Below are 16,881 nucleotides of genomic sequence, written 5' to 3' on the forward strand. Positions count from 1 at the left end.
GTCCGTCGCGGTGTGGGCCCGCCCGGGGGTGTGCGGGCCCACACCACGGTCCCCGGCCTCCCCGCGGGCCCAACCGGGCGCCCTGCAAGCCGAGTTCCGGGTGCGCAGAATGTAACAGAGGTGTGGCGCAAATGTGTGCGAGTGGCGCGGAATTGATGGTGGGTGCGTCAGAGCCGCTCATGACCGCACAACCGTGGCGGCGGGACCACCGGACGGAGTACTTTGCGCCAAGCGGCCCGAACACGGCTTCGGGAGACTTCTCCTCCGATCCCTGGAAGGACGGGGTTTCCCGCTTCGTCGCAGTGACGCAATTGAGCCACGGGGCGCAGTAAGAGGAAGTACTGCGTCCGCGATGGGAGGCGTCCGGTGGCGTCGAAGTGCCTGAGAGAGCTGATCGCACAGGCCGATGAGAGAGGCCTGGCCGCGAGCGGGCTCGCATGCCTGGACCGCTGTCTGCCGCTGCTCGCGTCCGAGAGCGATGTGCTGCGTCCGCTGTGGGCGGGTCTGGTGGACGGCGCGGAGGACTGGTCCGTGCGGCTGGGTGCCGCCAGGGAGGCGATGGAGAGCGAGACCGTCAGCGATGAAGCGGCCGTTCTCGTGCGCCAGATGCTCGGTGCCGCGCCGTCCGAGTGGGAGCGGGAGCCGCTGCGCGAATGGGCGGACGACTGTTCCGTCGCCGCGCTGGAGCTCCACCACCGCTTCGACGCATCGCCGGCCGAGGGCGAACCGGAGGCGGCCGATGTCGTCGAGGTGCTCAAGAACTGCCGCGAGGGCGAGCCGACGAGCGCCGGGCCCCTGGTGGCCGGGGAAGTGCGCCGGCAGATCCAGGTCCTGGAGATCCTCGCCGAGGGCGAGGGCGGCGTCGGGCTGCGGCAGGCGCTGGACGTGTCGACCGAGGGGCAGCGGATCCTGCGTGCGGTCGTCTCCCGCCGTGCCCGTGTGCAGCGGTGAGAGCCGGACATCAGCTGGTCTGAGCGGGTGCGGGGCGGGTGCGGTGGAAGGACGACCGGGGCCGCCACCCCCCACAGGAGAGGCCCCGGTCGTCGTCCGCCGGGGTTGCAGAGCCACCCCGTACTTCTCTCAGCGCCGGGCGGGCGTTTTCTGTCACACGGCGGCGGTCGGCAATTGTTGCAAGTTGTACAAGGCATGGACGCGGCCCCCCGGAACGACGTAGCGTGCTGATTCGCGCACGGGGGCGCGGCAGTGATGACCAGCTGCGATTCGGAACAAGGTTGAGGTAGTGCTGGGGGACGACGCGGAGCTGACCGCCGCGGTGCTCGCGGCACAGGACGGGGACGAAGGTGCCTTCCGGACTGTGTACCGCGCCGTGCACCCGCGGCTGCTCGGCTATGTACGGACGCTCGTCGGCGAACCCGAGGCCGAGGACGTCGCATCCGAGGCGTGGCTCCAGATCGCCCGCGACCTGGACCGGTTCAGCGGCGACGCGGACCGGTTCCGTGGCTGGGCCGCCCGAATAGCCCGCAACCGCGCGCTCGACCACATCAGGATGCGGGGCAGGCGCCCGGCCGTCGGCGGCGACGAGAGCGAACTCACCGGCAGGCCGGCGGAGTCGGACACCGCCGACGAGGCCATGGAGGCCCTGGCCACCGGGTCCACCATGGCCCTCATCGCGCAACTGCCCCAGGACCAGGCCGAGGCCGTCGTCCTGCGGGTCGTCGTCGGGCTGGACGCCAAGAGCGCCGCCAAGACGCTGGGCAAACGGCCCGGAGCCGTACGCACCGCGGCGCACCGCGGGCTCAAGCGGCTGGCCGAGCTGCTCGGCGCGGAGAGCCTGGAGGGTCTCGGGGCAGCGGATCACGAGGACCCCGAGAGCGTGGGCGCGGTTGCGAACGCGTACGGTGCTGTCGCCGACGCGGACGCCGTGAACACGGTCGCGGGCCCCGCCGAACGCGCCGCGGATCTGAACGGTGTACCTCCGCAGCGCAGTCTCCGGCCCGGTGTCACGGCACCCGCCGGTGTGACGCATTCGCGGCCGCGGACGCAGAAGGACATGTGATGGCCGACGAGCGGTACGAGTGGCTTGACAGGAAAGCGGCGGAACAGCTGTTGCGCGGCGAGCCGGTCAGGACCTCGGACGAGCACGCCCGTGCACAGGCCGCGCAGCTGTCCCGGGCCCTCTTCGCAGCGGGCAGGCCGGAGGTCCCCGTCCATCCCGAGGACGGTGACATGCCGGGTGAGGCCGCCGCGCTGGCGGCCTTTCGCAAGAGCAGGGCCGACGCCGCGGCGGGCGACGCGCTCGGGACGGTACGCCTCGCCCCCTCGCCGTGCGCCGCGTTGGGCGTGCGGCTGCGCCGGCCCGTGCGGTTCGGTATCGCGGCGCTCGTCGCGGGCTGTGCGCTCGGCGGTGTCGCGGTCGCGGCGGGCACCGGCCTGCTGCCGACGCCGTTCGGCGGCGGCACCCCTCTCCCCGCGTCCTCCGTCTCGGCGGCGGAGACACCCGGACCGCTACTGAGCGAGTCGCCCGACGGTGCGGTGAGCTCGCCCATGCAGTCGCCCGATCCGGCGCCCTCGCCCTCGGCCCCTCCGACGGAGAGCGGCGGGCTGGTGAAGGACCCGGACCCGACGGGCACCACCACCGGACCGGACGGCGAGACGTCCGTCAGGCCGGAGGACGGCAAGGAGGACGCCAAGAGCAAGCGGCGGGCCGAGCTGTACCGCAGGACGGTCGCGGCCTGCCTCGCCTACCGCAAGGGGACCCTCCCGCCCGAGCACCGCAAGAAGCTGGAGATCGCGGCCAAGGGTCCGGGCGGGGTCGAGCGGTTCTGCGCCGAACTGCTGAACCGTGACGCGAAGAGCGGCGGCAACGACCACAGCGGCAGCGACGGCGGCGGCAGTGACGACGGCAGCAACGACGACGACAAGGGCGACGGCGGCGGTGACGGCTCGGACTCCGACGGCCGGCCGCACGGATCCACGCCGCCCGTCTCCTGGACACCGCCGCAGCAGGGCACCCCGCGCGACGCGTCCGAAAATGGCCCCCAGCCGTCCGTGGGCACGCTCGTCTCTCTCTTCTGACCAGGCATTTCCCGGCCGCGCCCACGCGGTGTGACATTTTTTGAGCCGTTGACGCAGTAGAGAGTGAGCCGACTGGTCATCGGCCGCGCCCGAGCCGGGGTTCCCCCCGTACCTACGGCTGGGCGCACATGGCGCGGGCGGGACACGTTCCCCCGGTCCCGCCCGCGCCACTCACTTCTCCTGCCGCTCCCGGCCGGCTCACCAGTGGATGACGACCTTGTCGCCGATGCGGACCTGCGCGAACAGCGAAGCGATCGCCCCCCTGTCCCGGACGTTGGCGCAGCCGTGGGACGCGCCGTTGTAGCCGCGGGCCGCGAAGTCCGCCGAGTAGTGCACCGCCTGGCCCCCGCTGAAGAACATCGCGTACGGCATCGGCGTGTGGTAGATCGTCGAGACGTGGTCCCTCGACTTGGCGAAGACACTGAAAGTGCCCTCCCGAGTCGGTGTGTACTGCGACCCGAAGCGCACGTCCATCGTGGACCGCACCGTGCCGTCGACGACCCAGGACAGCGTGCGGCTCGTCTTGCTGATGCACATCACGCGGCCGGTCAGACAGCGCGGGTCGAGCTTCGCCGAGGGCTTGTTGACCTTCCGGCCCGCCAACTCGTCGCTCGTCGGCTTCTTCGTCATCCCGAGCAGCTTCTGCCAGGTCACGGTGTCCGTGTCACCGGTGACCGGCAGTCCGCGCTTGGTCTGGAAGCCCTTCACCGCACCGGCGGTGACCGAGCCGTACGTGCCGGTGGGGGTGTCGTCGAACCAGCCGATCTGGGCGAGCCTGGCCTGGAGCTCGCGCACCTTGGCGCCCTTGGAGCCGCGGGCCATCAGCACCTCGGCGGGCTCGGCGCTCGCGCTCGGCGCGGCGGGCTTCTGCTTCGGCTTCCCGGACGGCGTGGCCGGCGCCGAACGGGTCGGTGCGGGTGTCGCCTCCGGCGCGGGCGCCGAGGTGCCCGGCTTGCCGTCCGACCCGGGCCGGTCGGGTACGGCGGCCTGGGCCGTGCAGCCGACGGTCACCGCGAGTACGGCGGCCGCGGCGATGGTTCTGCCGATGGTGTTCCGAAGCATGTCGCCCCCCTGTGTTCTCTGTGCATGCTGAGATGGATTCCCGCTCTGCTCGGTTGCGCAATCCCGCGCATCATGGGGAGAAGGCTGTGAGCAAGGTCCCACCGGACGGCCCTCGAACCGTCGCGGACCCGCCGCTACAGTCCGTCGCGAGAACGGTTACCGGCGAGTAGCTCCAGCGGAGGCACAGACATGGCGCGCGAGTCCGAGTCGGGACTGCCCATCGAACCGGTCTACGGACCGGACGACCTGGAGGGGTTCGACCCGGCCGAGCAGCTGGGGGAGCCCGGGGCGTTCCCCTACACCCGCGGTGTCTATCCCTCGATGTACACCGGACGGCCCTGGACGATGCGTCAGTACGCGGGCTTCGGCACGGCCGTGGAGTCCAACGCCCGCTACCAGCAGCTCATCGCCAACGGCACGACGGGCCTCTCCGTCGCCTTCGACCTGCCCACCCAGATGGGCCACGACTCCGACGCACCCATCGCGCACGGCGAGGTCGGCAAGGTCGGGGTCGCCATCGACTCGATCGACGACATGAGGGTGCTGCTCGGCGGTATCCCGCTGGACCAGGTCTCCACCTCGATGACCATCAACGCGCCGGCGGCCCTGCTGCTCCTGCTCTACCAGCTCGTCGGCGAGGAGCAGGGCGTCCCGGCCGACCGGCTCACCGGCACCATCCAGAACGACGTGCTCAAGGAGTACATCGCCCGCGGCACCTACATCTTCCCGCCCAAGCCGTCGCTGCGGCTGATCGCCGACATCTTCCGGTACTGCCGTGCCGAGATCCCGAAGTGGAACACCATCTCGATCTCCGGCTACCACATGGCCGAGGCGGGGGCCTCGCCCGCGCAGGAGATCGCGTTCACCCTTGCGGACGGTATCGAGTACGTCCGTACGGCCGTAGCCGCCGGCATGGACGTCGACGACTTCGCGCCGCGCCTGTCGTTCTTCTTCGTCGCGCGGACGACGATCCTGGAGGAGGTCGCCAAGTTCCGTGCCGCGCGCCGGATCTGGGCGCGCCTGATGCGCGACGAGTTCGGGGCGAAGAACCCGAAGTCCCTCATGCTGCGCTTCCACACGCAGACGGCGGGGGTGCAGCTGACGGCGCAGCAGCCGGAGGTGAACCTGGTGCGGGTCGCCGTGCAGGGGCTCGCGGCCGTCCTCGGCGGCACCCAGTCGCTGCACACCAACTCCTTCGACGAGGCGATCGCGCTGCCGACGGACAAGTCCGCCCGGCTCGCGCTGCGGACCCAGCAGGTCCTGGCCTACGAGACGGACGTCACCGCCACCGTCGACCCGTTCGCCGGCTCCTACGTCGTGGAGAAGATGACGGACGACGTGGAGGCCGCCGCGCTGGCGCTGATGCAGCGGGTGGAGGACATGGGCGGCGCCGTCGCCGCCATCGAGCGCGGGTTCCAGAAGAACGAGATCGAGCGCAGCGCGTACCGCATCGCCCAGGAGACGGACAGCGGTGAACGCGTGGTCGTCGGCCTCAACCGGTACACGCTCGACGCGGAGGAGCCGTACGAACCGCTGAGGGTGGATCCCGCGATCGAGGCGCAGCAGGCGGAGCGGCTGGCGAAGATCCGCGCCGAACGCGACCAGCCGGCGGTGGGCGCCGCGCTCGCCGCGCTGCGGAAGGCCGCGGAGGGTACGGAGAACGTGCTCTACCCGATGAAGGACGCGCTCAAGGCGCGGGCCACGGTGGGTGAGGTGTGCGACGCGCTGCGCGCGGTCTGGGGCACCTACGTGCCGGCTGACGCCTTCTGATTCCGTGATGCGAAACGCCGAGGCGGAGTGTCGTACCCGTGTGCGAGACTCCGCCTCATGCTGGGTGTCACCGATCTGCCGACCTACCTCGCCGGCCTTGTCCTGATCATTCTCCTGCCGGGACCGAACTCGCTGTACGTGCTCTCCGTCGCCGCGCGCCGCGGTGTGCGGACCGGATACCGTGCCGCCGCTGGTGTGTGGTGCGGCGACACCGTGCTGATGGTGCTGTCGGCAGCGGGCGTGGCCTCGCTGCTCCAGGCCAACGCCGTGCTGTTCGGCATCGTGAAGTTCGCCGGCGCCGGCTATCTGACCTGGCTCGCGATCGGGATGCTGCGCGCGGCCTGGTCGATGTGGCGTACGCGCCGTGAGCGGGCGATGGAGCGCGAGGCGGCTTCCCCGGACGCCGCGGCCGATTCCGAGCGGCCCTTCCGCAGGGCGCTGGTGATCAGCCTGTTCAACCCGAAGGCGATCCTGTTCTTCATCGCCTTCTTCGTGCAGTTCGTCGACCCCGCGTACGCCTACCCCGCGCTGTCCTTCGTGGTCCTCGGCGCGCTCGCGCAGCTGGCGAGCTTCCTCTATCTGACCCTGCTGATCTTCACCGGCACCCATCTCGCGGAGGCCTTCCGCCGCCGCAAGCGGCTCTCCGCGGGAGCCACCTCGGCGGCGGGCGCCCTGTTCCTCGGCTTCGCGGTGAAGCTTTCGCTCAGCAGCAGCTGACAGCGGCACCGGGCGGTCAGTGGTGCCAGGCCCTGCCGTCCACGTTGTGGATCATCCGCTGGAGCACCTTGAGGGCGCGGACGTACTCCTCGTCCGTGATGCCGTCGTGGATCTTCGCCCGTACGCCCTGCTGCCGCACGGCCGCCCTGGCGCGCAGGGCCTCGCCCTCGGGGGTGTTGTGCAGCAGCCCGTCCTCGCCGGGGGCCACGAGGCCGCGACCGATCAAGGCCTCGACCTCGTCGTCCATGCGGACGGTCCCCACGGCGAGATAGCCCTGGAGGAACGCGACCAGCTCGGTGCGGTCCCGTCCGGCGGGCGATTCGGCGAGCTGGTTGAGGACCCACCACTGGGGCTGGGTGAGCCCGAGCTCGCCGAGAACGCCGCGGATATGGCCCACCACCGCCTCGTGGGCGGCCCAGCTCCAGTAGCCGATCGGCTGGCGTACAAGTCCGGTGTCATCGTGTGAATAGCGCATACGGTGACCGTAGAAACTCAAGCGCGCTTGAGGTCAAGGCCTCCGTGGGCACCGGCCCGGCGCAGCCAGTCGGCCAGTGCCGCCGTGTCCTCGCCGGCCCAGCCGATGTAGCCGTCGGGCCTGACCAGGAAGAGACCCGTGCCGTACGGCTCGTACGCGTCGATCCGGTGGCAGCGCACCACAGCGCCGTCCCCTGACGGGAGTCCGGCGTCCGTGCCGACGGCGAGCAGGGTGAAGTGCGGGCCGCGCAGCAGGTCGAAGATCCGGCGGCCGTCCGGCAGCGGGCCGTCCGGTGCCCGGTCGCCCGCCTCCAGCGCGCCCGCGGACCCGGCGGCGAGCGGACCGCCGCGATAGCCCAGCCCCAGCTGCATGGTGGCCTCACCGCGCCGGGCCTCGCCGCGGTGAATGCGCGTCGACAGGCCGAGCATCTGCGCGGCGACGGGCAGCCGCTCCTCCTCGTAGCTGTCGAGCAGCTCCTCGGGTGCGCCGTGGAGCAGCACCTGGCCGAGCTTCCAGCCGAGGTTGTACGCGTCCTGGACGCTGGTGTTGAGGCCCTGCCCGCCGGCCGGCGAGTGCACATGGGCGGCGTCGCCCGCCAGGAAGATCCGTCCCTCGCGGAAGCGCTCCGCCAGGGCGGCGCGCGGCCGGAAGTCCGACGACCAGCGCACCTCGGCGACGTCGTCCGCGGTCAGATGGGTGCGGGCGGCGATCAACTCCCGTACGCCCGCGGGGGAGATGTCGGGTTCTCCGTCCGAGAACCGGCCCGTGACCTGGAAGTCCTCCGTCCCCGGCAGGGGGCAGACGGCGAGGAACGCGGCCCCGTCGCCCGGGAAGACATGCCAGTTGAGGCGGTCGAGCGCGGGGATGCGGACGTCCGCGACGAGCATCGGGGCGGGGTCGACGCTCTCGCCGGTCATCGGGATGCCGAGGATCCGGCGGACGAGACTGCGGCCGCCGTCGGCGGCGACCGCGTAGGCCGCCCGGACGGTGCCCGTCGTCAGCTCGGCCGTCACGCCGTCCTCGTCCTGGGTGAGGGCGGTGAGGGCCGTGCCGAAGGTGACCGAGCCGCCGAGTTCCGTGAGCCGGCCGTGCAGGATCTGCTGGGTGCGCCACTGGGGGAGCAGCCATGGTTCGCCGTAGGGCGCGACCTCCGTGGGCCCCGGGCGCTCGAACATGTCGTGCTCGCCGCGTCGTTCACCGTTCTCCCAGAGCATCCCGACCGGCGCCCTGCCGCCCGCGTCGAGGACCGCGTCCACGACCCCGAGGTCGTCGAGGACCTCCAGGGTGCGGGGCTGAAGGCCCTTGCCGCGGGAGCCGGGGAAGAGGGCGTCGGACTGTTCCACGACGAGCGTGTGGACTCCGCGGCGTGCGAGGTCACAGGCGAGGGCGAGTCCGGTGGGGCCGGCGCCCACGACGAGCACCTGGGTGTCCGTGACCCTGCCGTCCTTAACGTTGTTAAGTTCCATGCATGCAGAGTGAACTTAACAGCGTTAAGTTGTCAAGGGGGTGTGGGAGGGTGGGCGCGTGGCTACGGAACGACTCGACCGGATCCGGGTGGCGCGCACCGCCTTGCGCCTGCTCAACGAGGTGGGCCTCGAAGGACTGACCCTGCGCGGGATCGCCAAGGAGCTCGACGTCAAGGCTCCGGCGCTGTACTGGCACTTCAAGGACAAGCAGGCGCTGCTCGACGAGATGGCCACGGAGATGCTCCGCCGCATGACGGCGGACCTGGCCGAGGCGCCCCCGCCCGCGGACTGGCGCGAGGCGTACGCGGCGGCGATGCGAGGGCTGCGGTCACACCTCCTGCGGTACCGCGACGGCGCGCGCGTCTACAGCGGCACGCACTTCACGGACCTGAGCTACGCGGCTCCGATGGAGGCCCAGCTGCGGACGCTCACCCGGGCGGGATTCACGCCGGGGGCGGCGGCACGGGCATGGCAGACCGGGTACAGCTACACGATCGGTTACGTGATCGAGGAACAGGCGACGGCGGAGGGGTACGACCTGGGCGCGCGGGAGGAACGCCTGTCGGAGTACCCGCTGGCAGCGCAGGCGGGCGAGGAACTCTTCGGGTCCCGGGACGAGGGCTTCGAAAGCGGCCTGGCGGCGCTGGTGTCGGGGGTCGGCGCGGTGCTGGGCCCGGGGTGACCTCCGCCCACAGGCCGCGGGCCCGCGGCCGGGACACGGCGTGCCTCACCGGGCGCGTGACGGCGGGCGCCGCCCACCGCGCGCGGCCCGACCCCGCTACCCCAGCGCCAGCTTCTTCAGGCGGCGTGCCTTGCGCGCCACCCTCCGCACCGCCGCGTGCCGCGGCACCGGGATGCCTCCCGGCAGGCCCAGAACCGTCAGGCGGCGGCGCTTGAAGTAGCGCCACGTCCCGCCGTTCAGGCTGCGGCCGAGGTACCGTTCCGCCGCCGGCCGCAGGTCGGACCTGATCTGCGGCTGCATCGCGAAACCGACCGCGCTCAGCAGCCCGGTCAGCTCCTCGTCCGCGGCCTTCGGCGTACCGGCCTCGCCCTCCGCCAGGTCCGGCACCAGCGCGTCGACGACGGTCAGCGGGATGCGGTTGCTGTTCTGGTACGGCGTGAGCCGGTCCAGCAGCGGCTCCGTACCGACCCGGGCCACCGGAATCCCGTAGAACGTGCTCGCCGTGAACAGCGCGGTCGAGAAACAGCCCGCCACCAGCGCGGGACGCAGTTGCCGGTAGAGCACCTCCGCCAGCACCGGCCGGTCCAGCACGGTGAGTTCCGCGTCCAGTGCCACCGCCTCCCGCTCCAGCGTCCGGGTCCAGGAGGCCGGCGCCGTGGGGTGCGGTTTGAAGACGATCCGCCGGTGGCCGAGCGCGACCGCGCCCTGCACCATCCGCACGTGCAGGGCCTCTTCCTCCGCCGGCGTGATGATGCCGAGCGCCGCGAGGTACTGGCCGAGCAGCAGTGCAGCACCCTCGCCGACCGCTGCCTGCGCGGGTGTCTCCTCGACGCCGTCGGACAGTTCGGCGACGACCTTGACGAACGCCTCGGTCGCGACGACCTGCGGCCGCGCCCCGAACTCCGAGAGCAGCAACGGCTTCAGACCCGGCACCAGATCCAGATGGAAGAGGGTGCGTACCCGCTCTCCGACGAGCGGGTCGATCTTGCTGCGGGTGGGGCCGTAGCTCATCAGCCCGTCCGCGTAGACGTCCAGCGCCGCGTCGGGGAAGAGCTGGGCGATCGCAAGGGCCGGCGCGACCTGGATCGACTCGACCGCGAGCTCGATCCGGTCGTCACCGAGGTCCCACAGCATGCGCAGATACCGCTCCCACAGGGGCCCGTCGTCCGGGCGCGGCGACCAGCCGCCGGGGTGGAAGGGCGAGATCGCCTCGTTCCAGGAGATCACCCCGTCGAAGCGCCCGCGCAACCGCTCGAAGCCCGGCATGGTGTCGAGCGAGGGCGAAGTCTCCGGCGTCGTGGCGTTGTTGGCGACCAGCAGCAGCCGCCGGTCCGCGGCCGGGAAACAGCCGCTGTCGATCGCCGCGGACAGCGTCGCCGCACCGTACAGCGAGGAGGCGTAGAAGATCTGGGTCGTGGGCATCAGGCCGCGGCCTCCGAGGAGAGGGGGGAGGGACGGCGACGGAGCCTGCGCAGACGCGAGGCGCGTTCGGTGTCCATCGAGTCGAGCGCTTCCTTCAAAATGTCCTGCGGCATCCGTTTCAGTGCCGCCGCGCTCATCGCACGCAATTTCCGTGCCACCGCGGGTTCGAACCTCTCCACCGATCCCAGGTGATGAGAAATAACCGCACAGTATGTCCGCACTGCTTTGGGAAGGAGCTGCGCGGAATCCGGATCCTGCGCCGTTTCTTCGAGTACCTGGTCGAATGCCCGGATGAAATCCAGCTGCCGAATGTCACCGATTTGTGTCAGGGACGATGCGACGCCGCGTCGGTAGAAGATCCCCAGGTGGCTGATCACCGCGAACGTCTCTGCCTCGCGGTGCAGCCGCCAGATCCACGGCCGGTCCTCGGCGGTGCGCAGACCGTGTGTGAAGTGCAGCAGCCCGCGGTCGGCGAGCCGCCGGTGGTACATCCCGGCCCACGCGAAGGGGTAGTCCACGCCGGTCGAGCGGTCGGCGGGCAGGATCGCGTCGCGCGGCCGCAGCACCTCGCCCCGCCGGCCGACCGGGACGCGGTGGACCGTGCGGGCCCTGGCCGTGCACTGCACATGGTCGGTGCGCACGAAGTCGCAGCCCAGGTCCTCCATGGCGGTGAGCAGATGCTCGAAGTGGCCCGGGGCGAGCCAGTCGTCGCCGTCCAGGAAGGCCAGATACTCCCCGCTCGCCGCGTCGAGACCGGTGTTGCGGGCGGTGGCGAGACCGCCGTTCTGTTCGTGTCTGATCACCCGCGCCCCCGGCACCTCCCGCTCCGCGCGCTCGAGGATCTCCGGAGTCCCGTCCTTCGAACAGTCGTCGACAAGGAGGAATTCGAAGTCCTCGCGGGCGTTCGCCTGCAGGCTTCTGAGGGTGTCGGGCGCGTATGTCTGCACGTTGTAGAACGGCACGATGACGGAGAGCTTGACCACCCCCGTGAGGCTAGGGCGGGACCCGGCATTCGTTCTGTCCCTGGCAAGGATGAAGGGTGAACAGAAGGCGAAGGACCTGTTAATCCGCCAGTTTCCCGGCCGCTTTCGCCAACCGTAGACGCGCTGTTAACCATCTGTTGTGGTCGAGTTGGGCCGTCAAACGGAATGCCTTTCTAACGTCCTCGGCGTGCCATCAAGTACCAGCGAGGCCGTACGGGTCGCCGTACTCGCCGACTCCGACACCCGGTGGAAATGGGGCGCGCTCACAGCGCGTCGTATCACCCCGAACGACACCCCCGACTCCATCGAGCTGAGCGGCTTTCTGCTGCGTGGCCGGGCCACTCCCACGGCCCGCCAGCTCGCCGAGGTCGGTGTGCAGGTGGACGAGTTGCGCGAGGTCACGGCGAACGAGTTCCTGCACGCCGTCAAGGACGACGCGTACGACGTGATCGTGCTCGCCCTCGTCGGCGGTGCCGTCCAGGCCCTGCTGCACGGGCTGGCCGCGCTGAAGATGCCGCTGCGCCCGGTGGTCGTCACCGGGTATGTGGGAGTCGTCTACGAGAAGCTCGCCGACGGACTGCTGCTGCGGCACGGCGCCGACGTCGTCCTCGCCAACTCCCGTCACGACGTGGACCGTTTCCGCGCGGTGTACAAGGGCGTGGGCGCCGACGCCTCGTCCGTCACCGAGGCCGCGCTGCCCTTCCTCGGCGGGGCGCCCTACCGGCCCGAGGCCGGCCGCGACACGGTCGTCTTCGCCGCCCAGCCCTCCGTCCCGGAGTCCCGCGCCCACCGCGCCCATCTGCTGCGACGGCTCGTCGAGCACGCCCGCCTGCACCCCGGCCGAGAGGTGCTGCTGAAGCTGCGCTCCCGTCCGGGCGAGCACACCACGCACCTCGAAGAGCTTCCGTACCAGAAGCTCGCCGAGAAGCTGCCCGGCGGCCTCCCGCCCAACTTCCGTCTGGTGTACGGGAACATGGGCGAGGTTCTCGACCGCACCGATCTGCTGGTGACCGTCTCCTCGACAGCGGCGCTGGAGTCCCTGCACCGCGGTGTACCGACGGCGATCCTCACCGACCTCGGTGTGCGCGAGGCACTCGGCAACCACCACTTCCTCAGCTCCGGGCTGCTCACCTCGTGGGACCGCCTCGACGGCGGCCACCGGCCCGTGCCCGATCAGGACTGGCTGTCCCGGCAGGGCGTCGCGGCCGACGGGACGTACGACACGGCCTTCGACATGGCCCGTGAGCGCGTCGCACTGCTGCTGGAGAAGCCCGAACTCCCGCCGATCACGCCGTACTACACCCCCGCGACGGCGCCCGGCTATCTGCCCGGCATCCTCGCCCGCCACCACCTCGGCGCCGACGGCACCCCGCTCCAGGGCAGTGCGCAGACCGCCGAGATCAGCGGCGTCCGGCGCGTGGTGCGCGACGCCGTACGAGAGGTGGCGCGCGGCGCGTACCGCCACGGCGTGCAGCGCGTCGCCCCCGTCATCCGCCGGATGGGTCAGCTGTGACCCACGAGAGCACCGGCGCACACCCGCAACTGACGTACCCAGGAGCCCAGATGACCGTTCTCGCCGTGATCCCCGCCCGAGGCGGCTCGAAGGGCGTACCGGCCAAGAACCTGGCGCCGGTGGGCGGAGTGCCGCTGGTGGTGCGGGCCGTGCGCGAGAGCCTCGCCGCCCGGCTGGTGACCGACGTCGTGGTCTCCACGGACGACCCGGACATCGCGGCGGCGGCGCGGAGCGCGGGCGCCGAGGTGGTGCTGCGGCCGGCCGCGATCGCCGGCGACACCGCCACCAGCGAGGCCGCCGTCCTGCACGCCATGGACGCCTTCGAGGCGATGAACGGCGTACACGTCGACGTGGTCCTGCTCGTCCAGTGCACCAGCCCGTTCCTGAGCCGCGAGGACGTCGAGGGCGTGGCCGCGGCGGTCGCCGAGCGCGGCGCGGACAGCGCGGTCACCGTGGCCCCGTTCCACGGTTTCGTCTGGCGCGAGGACGTCGGGGAGCCGGGCGGCACCGCGGGTGAGCAGGCCGAGAACGCGGGCGAGTACGGGGTCGAGCGGCGCGCCATCGGCGCACAGCGCACCGGCGGCGCCACCGCGCTGCTCGCCGGCACCGCTCCCGGCGGCCGCGGCGTCAACCACGACTCGTCCTTCCGCCCGCGCCGCCAGGACCGTCCGCAGGACTTCCTGGAGACGGGCGCCGCGTACGCCATGGCCGCCGCCGGGTTCCGCGAGGCCGGCCACCGCTTCTTCGGCCGCACCGCTCTCGTCCGCACCGACCCCGCCCGGGTCCTCGAAGTGGACGACCCCCACGATCTCGCGCGCGCCCGTGCGCTCGCCCCGCTCCTCGACACCCCCGCGCTGCCCACGCGCGAGGACGTCGACGCCGTCGTCCTCGACTTCGACGGCACCCAGACCGACGACCGGGTGTACATCGACGCGGAGGGCCGGGAAACCGTCTCGGTGCACCGCGGCGACGGCCTCGGCATCGCGCATCTGCGCAACGCCGGTCTGCCCCTGCTCATCCTGTCCACCGAGCAGAACCCGGTGGTCGCGGCGCGCGCCCGCAAGCTCAGGATCCCCGTCCTGCACGGCGTCGACCGCAAGGACCTCGCCCTCAAGCAGTGGTGCGAGGAACAGGGGATCGCGCCCGAGCGCGTGCTCTACGTCGGCAACGACGTCAACGATCTTCCGTGCTTCGACCTCGCCGGCTGGCCCATCGCCGTCGCGAGCGCTCACGGATCCGTACGCGCCGCCGCGCGTGCCGTCACTACCACCCGCGGCGGTGAGGGGGCGATCCGCGAGATCGCCGCCTGGCTTCTCGGCCCGACCCTTCTCCACACCCCAGCAGGCAGTCCCCCAGCCCCTGCCACGTCCCACAACACCCCCGAGAGTTAAGGATCTACCCCCCATGAGCACGTCCCGTCTGCGTACCCTCGGCACCAGGACCGCCGGGCCGGGCCACCCCGTCTACGTCACGGGTGAGATCGGCATCAACCACAACGGCGACCTCGACAACGCCTTCGCGCTCATCGACGCCGCGGCCGATGCCGGCTGCGACGCGGTCAAGTTCCAGAAGCGCACGCCGGAGATCTGCACGCCGCGCGACCAGTGGGACATCGAGCGTGACACCCCCTGGGGCCGGATGACGTACATCGACTACCGCCACCGCGTGGAGTTCGGCGAGGACGAGTACCGCCGGATCGACGAGCACTGCACGAAGCGCGGCATCGACTGGTTCGCCTCCCCGTGGGACACCGAGGCCGTCGCCTTCCTGGAGAAGTTCGACGTCCCGGCGCACAAGGTGGCCTCCGCCTCGCTCACCGACGACGAGCTGCTGCGCGCCCTGCGCGGCACCGGCAAGACGGTCATCCTCTCCACCGGCATGTCGACGCCGCGGCAGATCCGTCACGCGGTCGAGGTGCTCGGCAGCGACAACATCCTGCTCTGCCACGCCACGTCGACGTACCCGGCGAAGGCCGAGGAGCTCAACCTGCGCGTCATCAACACGCTCCAGGCGGAGTACCCGAACGTCCCGATCGGCTACTCCGGCCACGAGACGGGTCTCCAGACCACGCTGGCCGCGGTCGCGCTCGGCGCCGCGTTCGTCGAGCGCCACATCACGCTCGACCGCGCCATGTGGGGCTCCGACCAGGCGGCCTCCGTCGAGCCGGGCGGTCTCCAGCGCCTGGTCCGCGACATCCGCACGATCGAGACCGCACTGGGCGACGGCGTCAAGAAGGTCTACGACTCCGAGCTCGCCCCGATGAAGAAGCTCCGCCGGGTCGCGGGCGTCGTCGCCGAGGGGGGCGATCGCGAGCCCGCGGCGGTCTGACGGCCCGACTGCCGTCACCCCGGGGGGCCGCACGCACCGCTCCCGTCACCCGCACGACGGGGTGACCCGAGGTGCTGCCAACCCCGGGGGGCGCCGGCCTTTCGGCGGCGGGCCGCCGGCCAGGGTCGCCCGGTCGCGGCCGCGGGGCCCAGGGCTCCTGGTCGTGGCCCGCTCGACGGCCACCCCGGACCTGCGGTCGTGGCCCGTGGGCACCGGCCCGCCCGCCCCGCACGCCCGCCCGGCACCCCGTCCACCCGGAACTCCCGTCCGCCAGGAATTGCCGTCCGCCAGGAATTGCCGTCCACCCGGATCACGAGGTGACCCACAGTGAATCTCGCCTTCGTCGAGAGTCCGGTCCAGCTCCTGAACGTCCTGGAGTGGGCCCACGCCCGGCCCGGTGCGCCGCCGGACGTGGTGCCGGAGGGCCTGGCGCGTCGGGGTGACCGCGGGGCCGAGCTGACCGTGGTCGTGCTCTCGCCCACCGATCCCATGTCGCGTGGCCAGCTGCGCCGGATGGCGGAGCTGGCCCGCGACGAGGGGTTCACCGTCCGCTGGCAGGAGGCCCGCGGGGGGACCGGTGCGCCGCTGAAGACCGTGCGCCAGCTCGCCCCGATGCTGCACCGTGCGGAACGCATCGTCATAGGCGACCCCTTCTCGCGCTACGTGCAGCTGCTGCTCACCCTGGTCGGGGGCAAGGATCTGACCGTCGTCGACGACGGCACCGCCACGATGGAGTTCGTGGCCCAGCTCGCCCGCGGCGAGAAGCTCGTGCGCTGGCACCGGCGCGGCAGGCGCGGTCCGCGTGAGATGGTCCTCGCGCCCGTGACGTTCCTGGCCCGCCGCCGGCTCACCCCGTCCCGGTCCCGCCGGGTCGAGGTGTTCACCTCGATGCCGGTCGAGCCGCCGCCGGGGATCACCGTCACCCCCAACCTCTTCGGCTGGACCCGCGCCCGCTTCGGCCCGCCGAAGATCACCCGCGGCGCCGACCTGGTCGGAACGTCGCTGGTGGAGACGGGGGTGGTCGACCCCGACCAGTACGTGGAGGCCGTCACCGCGCTGGCCCGCACCCACGGCGCCACGCGCTACTTCGCGCACCGGCGGGAGAGCTCCGACAAGCTGCACCGGCTCGCGGTGGAGACCGGTCTGGAGATCGTCCGGCCCGATCTGCCGCTGGAGCTGATCGCCCGCCGGGGCCCGATCGGCGCCACGGTGCTCAGTTTTCCGTCGACCGTGGTGCACACCCTTCCGCTGGCCCTCGCGGGCACCGGCATCCGGGTGGCGGTCTGCGACATCTCCCCAAAATGGCTCAGGGACAGCGCCTCGCCCCGGGCGCAGGGATTCCTCGCCGGGGTCACCGGCACCGCACGGGATGTCCAGCGGCTGCCCGCACCGGCCTGACACCATGATCCTCCGCCGGAGGATCGCTT

General features: G+C 71.7%; 15 protein-coding genes. 10 read left to right on the forward strand and 5 right to left on the reverse strand.

Translation table 11 applies throughout. From position 1 onward, the window contains the following. Positions 1–366: 366 nt before the first annotated feature. From ACQPWZ_RS22415 to ACQPWZ_RS22425, 3 genes are all read left to right on the forward strand, one after another. Complete coding sequence (locus tag ACQPWZ_RS22415; protein ID WP_340474919.1) at positions 367–951, forward strand: hypothetical protein; 585 nt, start codon at positions 367–369, stop codon at positions 949–951. Between the two features lie 289 nt (positions 952–1,240). Then, on the forward strand, positions 1,241–2,017 hold the full coding sequence (locus ACQPWZ_RS22420; protein WP_340474920.1) for an RNA polymerase sigma factor: 777 nt from the start codon (positions 1,241–1,243) through the stop codon (positions 2,015–2,017). Continuing rightward, positions 2,017–3,036, forward strand: a complete 1,020-nt coding sequence (locus ACQPWZ_RS22425) for a hypothetical protein (protein ID WP_433572232.1) — start codon at positions 2,017–2,019, stop codon at positions 3,034–3,036. The genes ACQPWZ_RS22420 and ACQPWZ_RS22425 overlap by 1 nt, the downstream gene beginning before the upstream one ends. Before the next feature lie 198 nt (positions 3,037–3,234). Here ACQPWZ_RS22425 and ACQPWZ_RS22430 read toward each other — a convergent pair whose 3' ends face one another. Beyond that, on the reverse strand, positions 3,235–4,098 hold the full coding sequence (locus ACQPWZ_RS22430; RefSeq protein ID WP_433572233.1) for a L,D-transpeptidase family protein: 864 nt from the start codon (positions 4,096–4,098) through the stop codon (positions 3,235–3,237). A 189-nt stretch (positions 4,099–4,287) separates the two neighbouring features. Between ACQPWZ_RS22430 and ACQPWZ_RS22435 the strand changes: the two genes are divergently transcribed. Together ACQPWZ_RS22435 and leuE are read left to right on the forward strand one after the other, a co-directional pair. After that, positions 4,288–5,868, forward strand: coding sequence for an acyl-CoA mutase large subunit family protein (locus ACQPWZ_RS22435; RefSeq protein ID WP_433572234.1), 1,581 nt, complete (start codon positions 4,288–4,290; stop codon positions 5,866–5,868). 57 nt (positions 5,869–5,925) lie between these two features. Further along, the gene (leuE, locus tag ACQPWZ_RS22440; RefSeq protein ID WP_340474925.1) at positions 5,926–6,585 is read left to right on the forward strand and encodes a leucine efflux protein LeuE; all 660 of its coding nucleotides are present in this window, start codon (positions 5,926–5,928) and stop codon (positions 6,583–6,585) included. Positions 6,586–6,601: 16 nt separating this feature from the next. Here the strand turns inward: leuE and ACQPWZ_RS22445 are convergent, their stop codons facing one another. Both ACQPWZ_RS22445 and ACQPWZ_RS22450 read right to left on the reverse strand, forming a co-directional pair. Beyond that, on the reverse strand, positions 6,602–7,060 hold the full coding sequence (locus tag ACQPWZ_RS22445) for a MarR family winged helix-turn-helix transcriptional regulator (protein ID WP_433572235.1): 459 nt from the start codon (positions 7,058–7,060) through the stop codon (positions 6,602–6,604). Between the two features lie 17 nt (positions 7,061–7,077). Beyond that, positions 7,078–8,526 (reverse strand): FAD-dependent monooxygenase, encoded by a 1,449-nt coding sequence (locus ACQPWZ_RS22450; RefSeq protein ID WP_433572236.1) that lies wholly within the window; start codon positions 8,524–8,526, stop codon positions 7,078–7,080. 58 nt (positions 8,527–8,584) lie between these two features. Between ACQPWZ_RS22450 and ACQPWZ_RS22455 the strand changes: the two genes are divergently transcribed. Continuing rightward, entirely contained in the window at positions 8,585–9,208 is a 624-nt protein-coding gene (locus ACQPWZ_RS22455) for a TetR/AcrR family transcriptional regulator C-terminal domain-containing protein (protein ID WP_433572237.1), read from the forward strand. Positions 9,209–9,304: 96 nt separating this feature from the next. Here ACQPWZ_RS22455 and ACQPWZ_RS22460 read toward each other — a convergent pair whose 3' ends face one another. Next, entirely contained in the window at positions 9,305–10,630 is a 1,326-nt protein-coding gene (locus ACQPWZ_RS22460) for an alpha-2,8-polysialyltransferase family protein (RefSeq protein WP_433572238.1), read from the reverse strand. Continuing rightward, complete coding sequence (locus ACQPWZ_RS22465; protein ID WP_384429369.1) at positions 10,630–11,613, reverse strand: glycosyltransferase family 2 protein; 984 nt, start codon at positions 11,611–11,613, stop codon at positions 10,630–10,632. Before ACQPWZ_RS22465 ends, ACQPWZ_RS22460 begins: the two co-directional genes overlap by 1 nt. Positions 11,614–11,800: 187 nt before the next feature. Here ACQPWZ_RS22465 and ACQPWZ_RS22470 point away from each other — a divergent pair, with 187 nt between their 5' ends. The 4 genes from ACQPWZ_RS22470 to ACQPWZ_RS22485 all read left to right on the forward strand — a co-directional run bounded on the left by ACQPWZ_RS22470 (position 11,801) and on the right by ACQPWZ_RS22485 (position 16,852). After that, positions 11,801–13,126 (forward strand): DUF6716 putative glycosyltransferase, encoded by a 1,326-nt coding sequence (locus ACQPWZ_RS22470; protein ID WP_433572239.1) that lies wholly within the window; start codon positions 11,801–11,803, stop codon positions 13,124–13,126. A gap of 50 nt (positions 13,127–13,176) precedes the next feature. Beyond that, complete coding sequence (locus ACQPWZ_RS22475) at positions 13,177–14,517, forward strand: cytidylyltransferase domain-containing protein (RefSeq protein ID WP_433572240.1); 1,341 nt, start codon at positions 13,177–13,179, stop codon at positions 14,515–14,517. A gap of 13 nt (positions 14,518–14,530) precedes the next feature. Continuing rightward, positions 14,531–15,454 (forward strand): N-acetylneuraminate synthase family protein, encoded by a 924-nt coding sequence (locus ACQPWZ_RS22480; RefSeq protein ID WP_356701259.1) that lies wholly within the window; start codon positions 14,531–14,533, stop codon positions 15,452–15,454. A gap of 327 nt (positions 15,455–15,781) precedes the next feature. Beyond that, on the forward strand, positions 15,782–16,852 hold the full coding sequence (locus tag ACQPWZ_RS22485; RefSeq protein WP_340474934.1) for a hypothetical protein: 1,071 nt from the start codon (positions 15,782–15,784) through the stop codon (positions 16,850–16,852). Positions 16,853–16,881 lie beyond the last annotated feature (29 nt).

Origin of the sequence: Streptomyces sp. CA-251247 (assembly GCF_050952975.1) — a bacterium.
Lineage (GTDB): Bacteria > Actinomycetota > Actinomycetes > Streptomycetales > Streptomycetaceae > Streptomyces > Streptomyces achmelvichensis.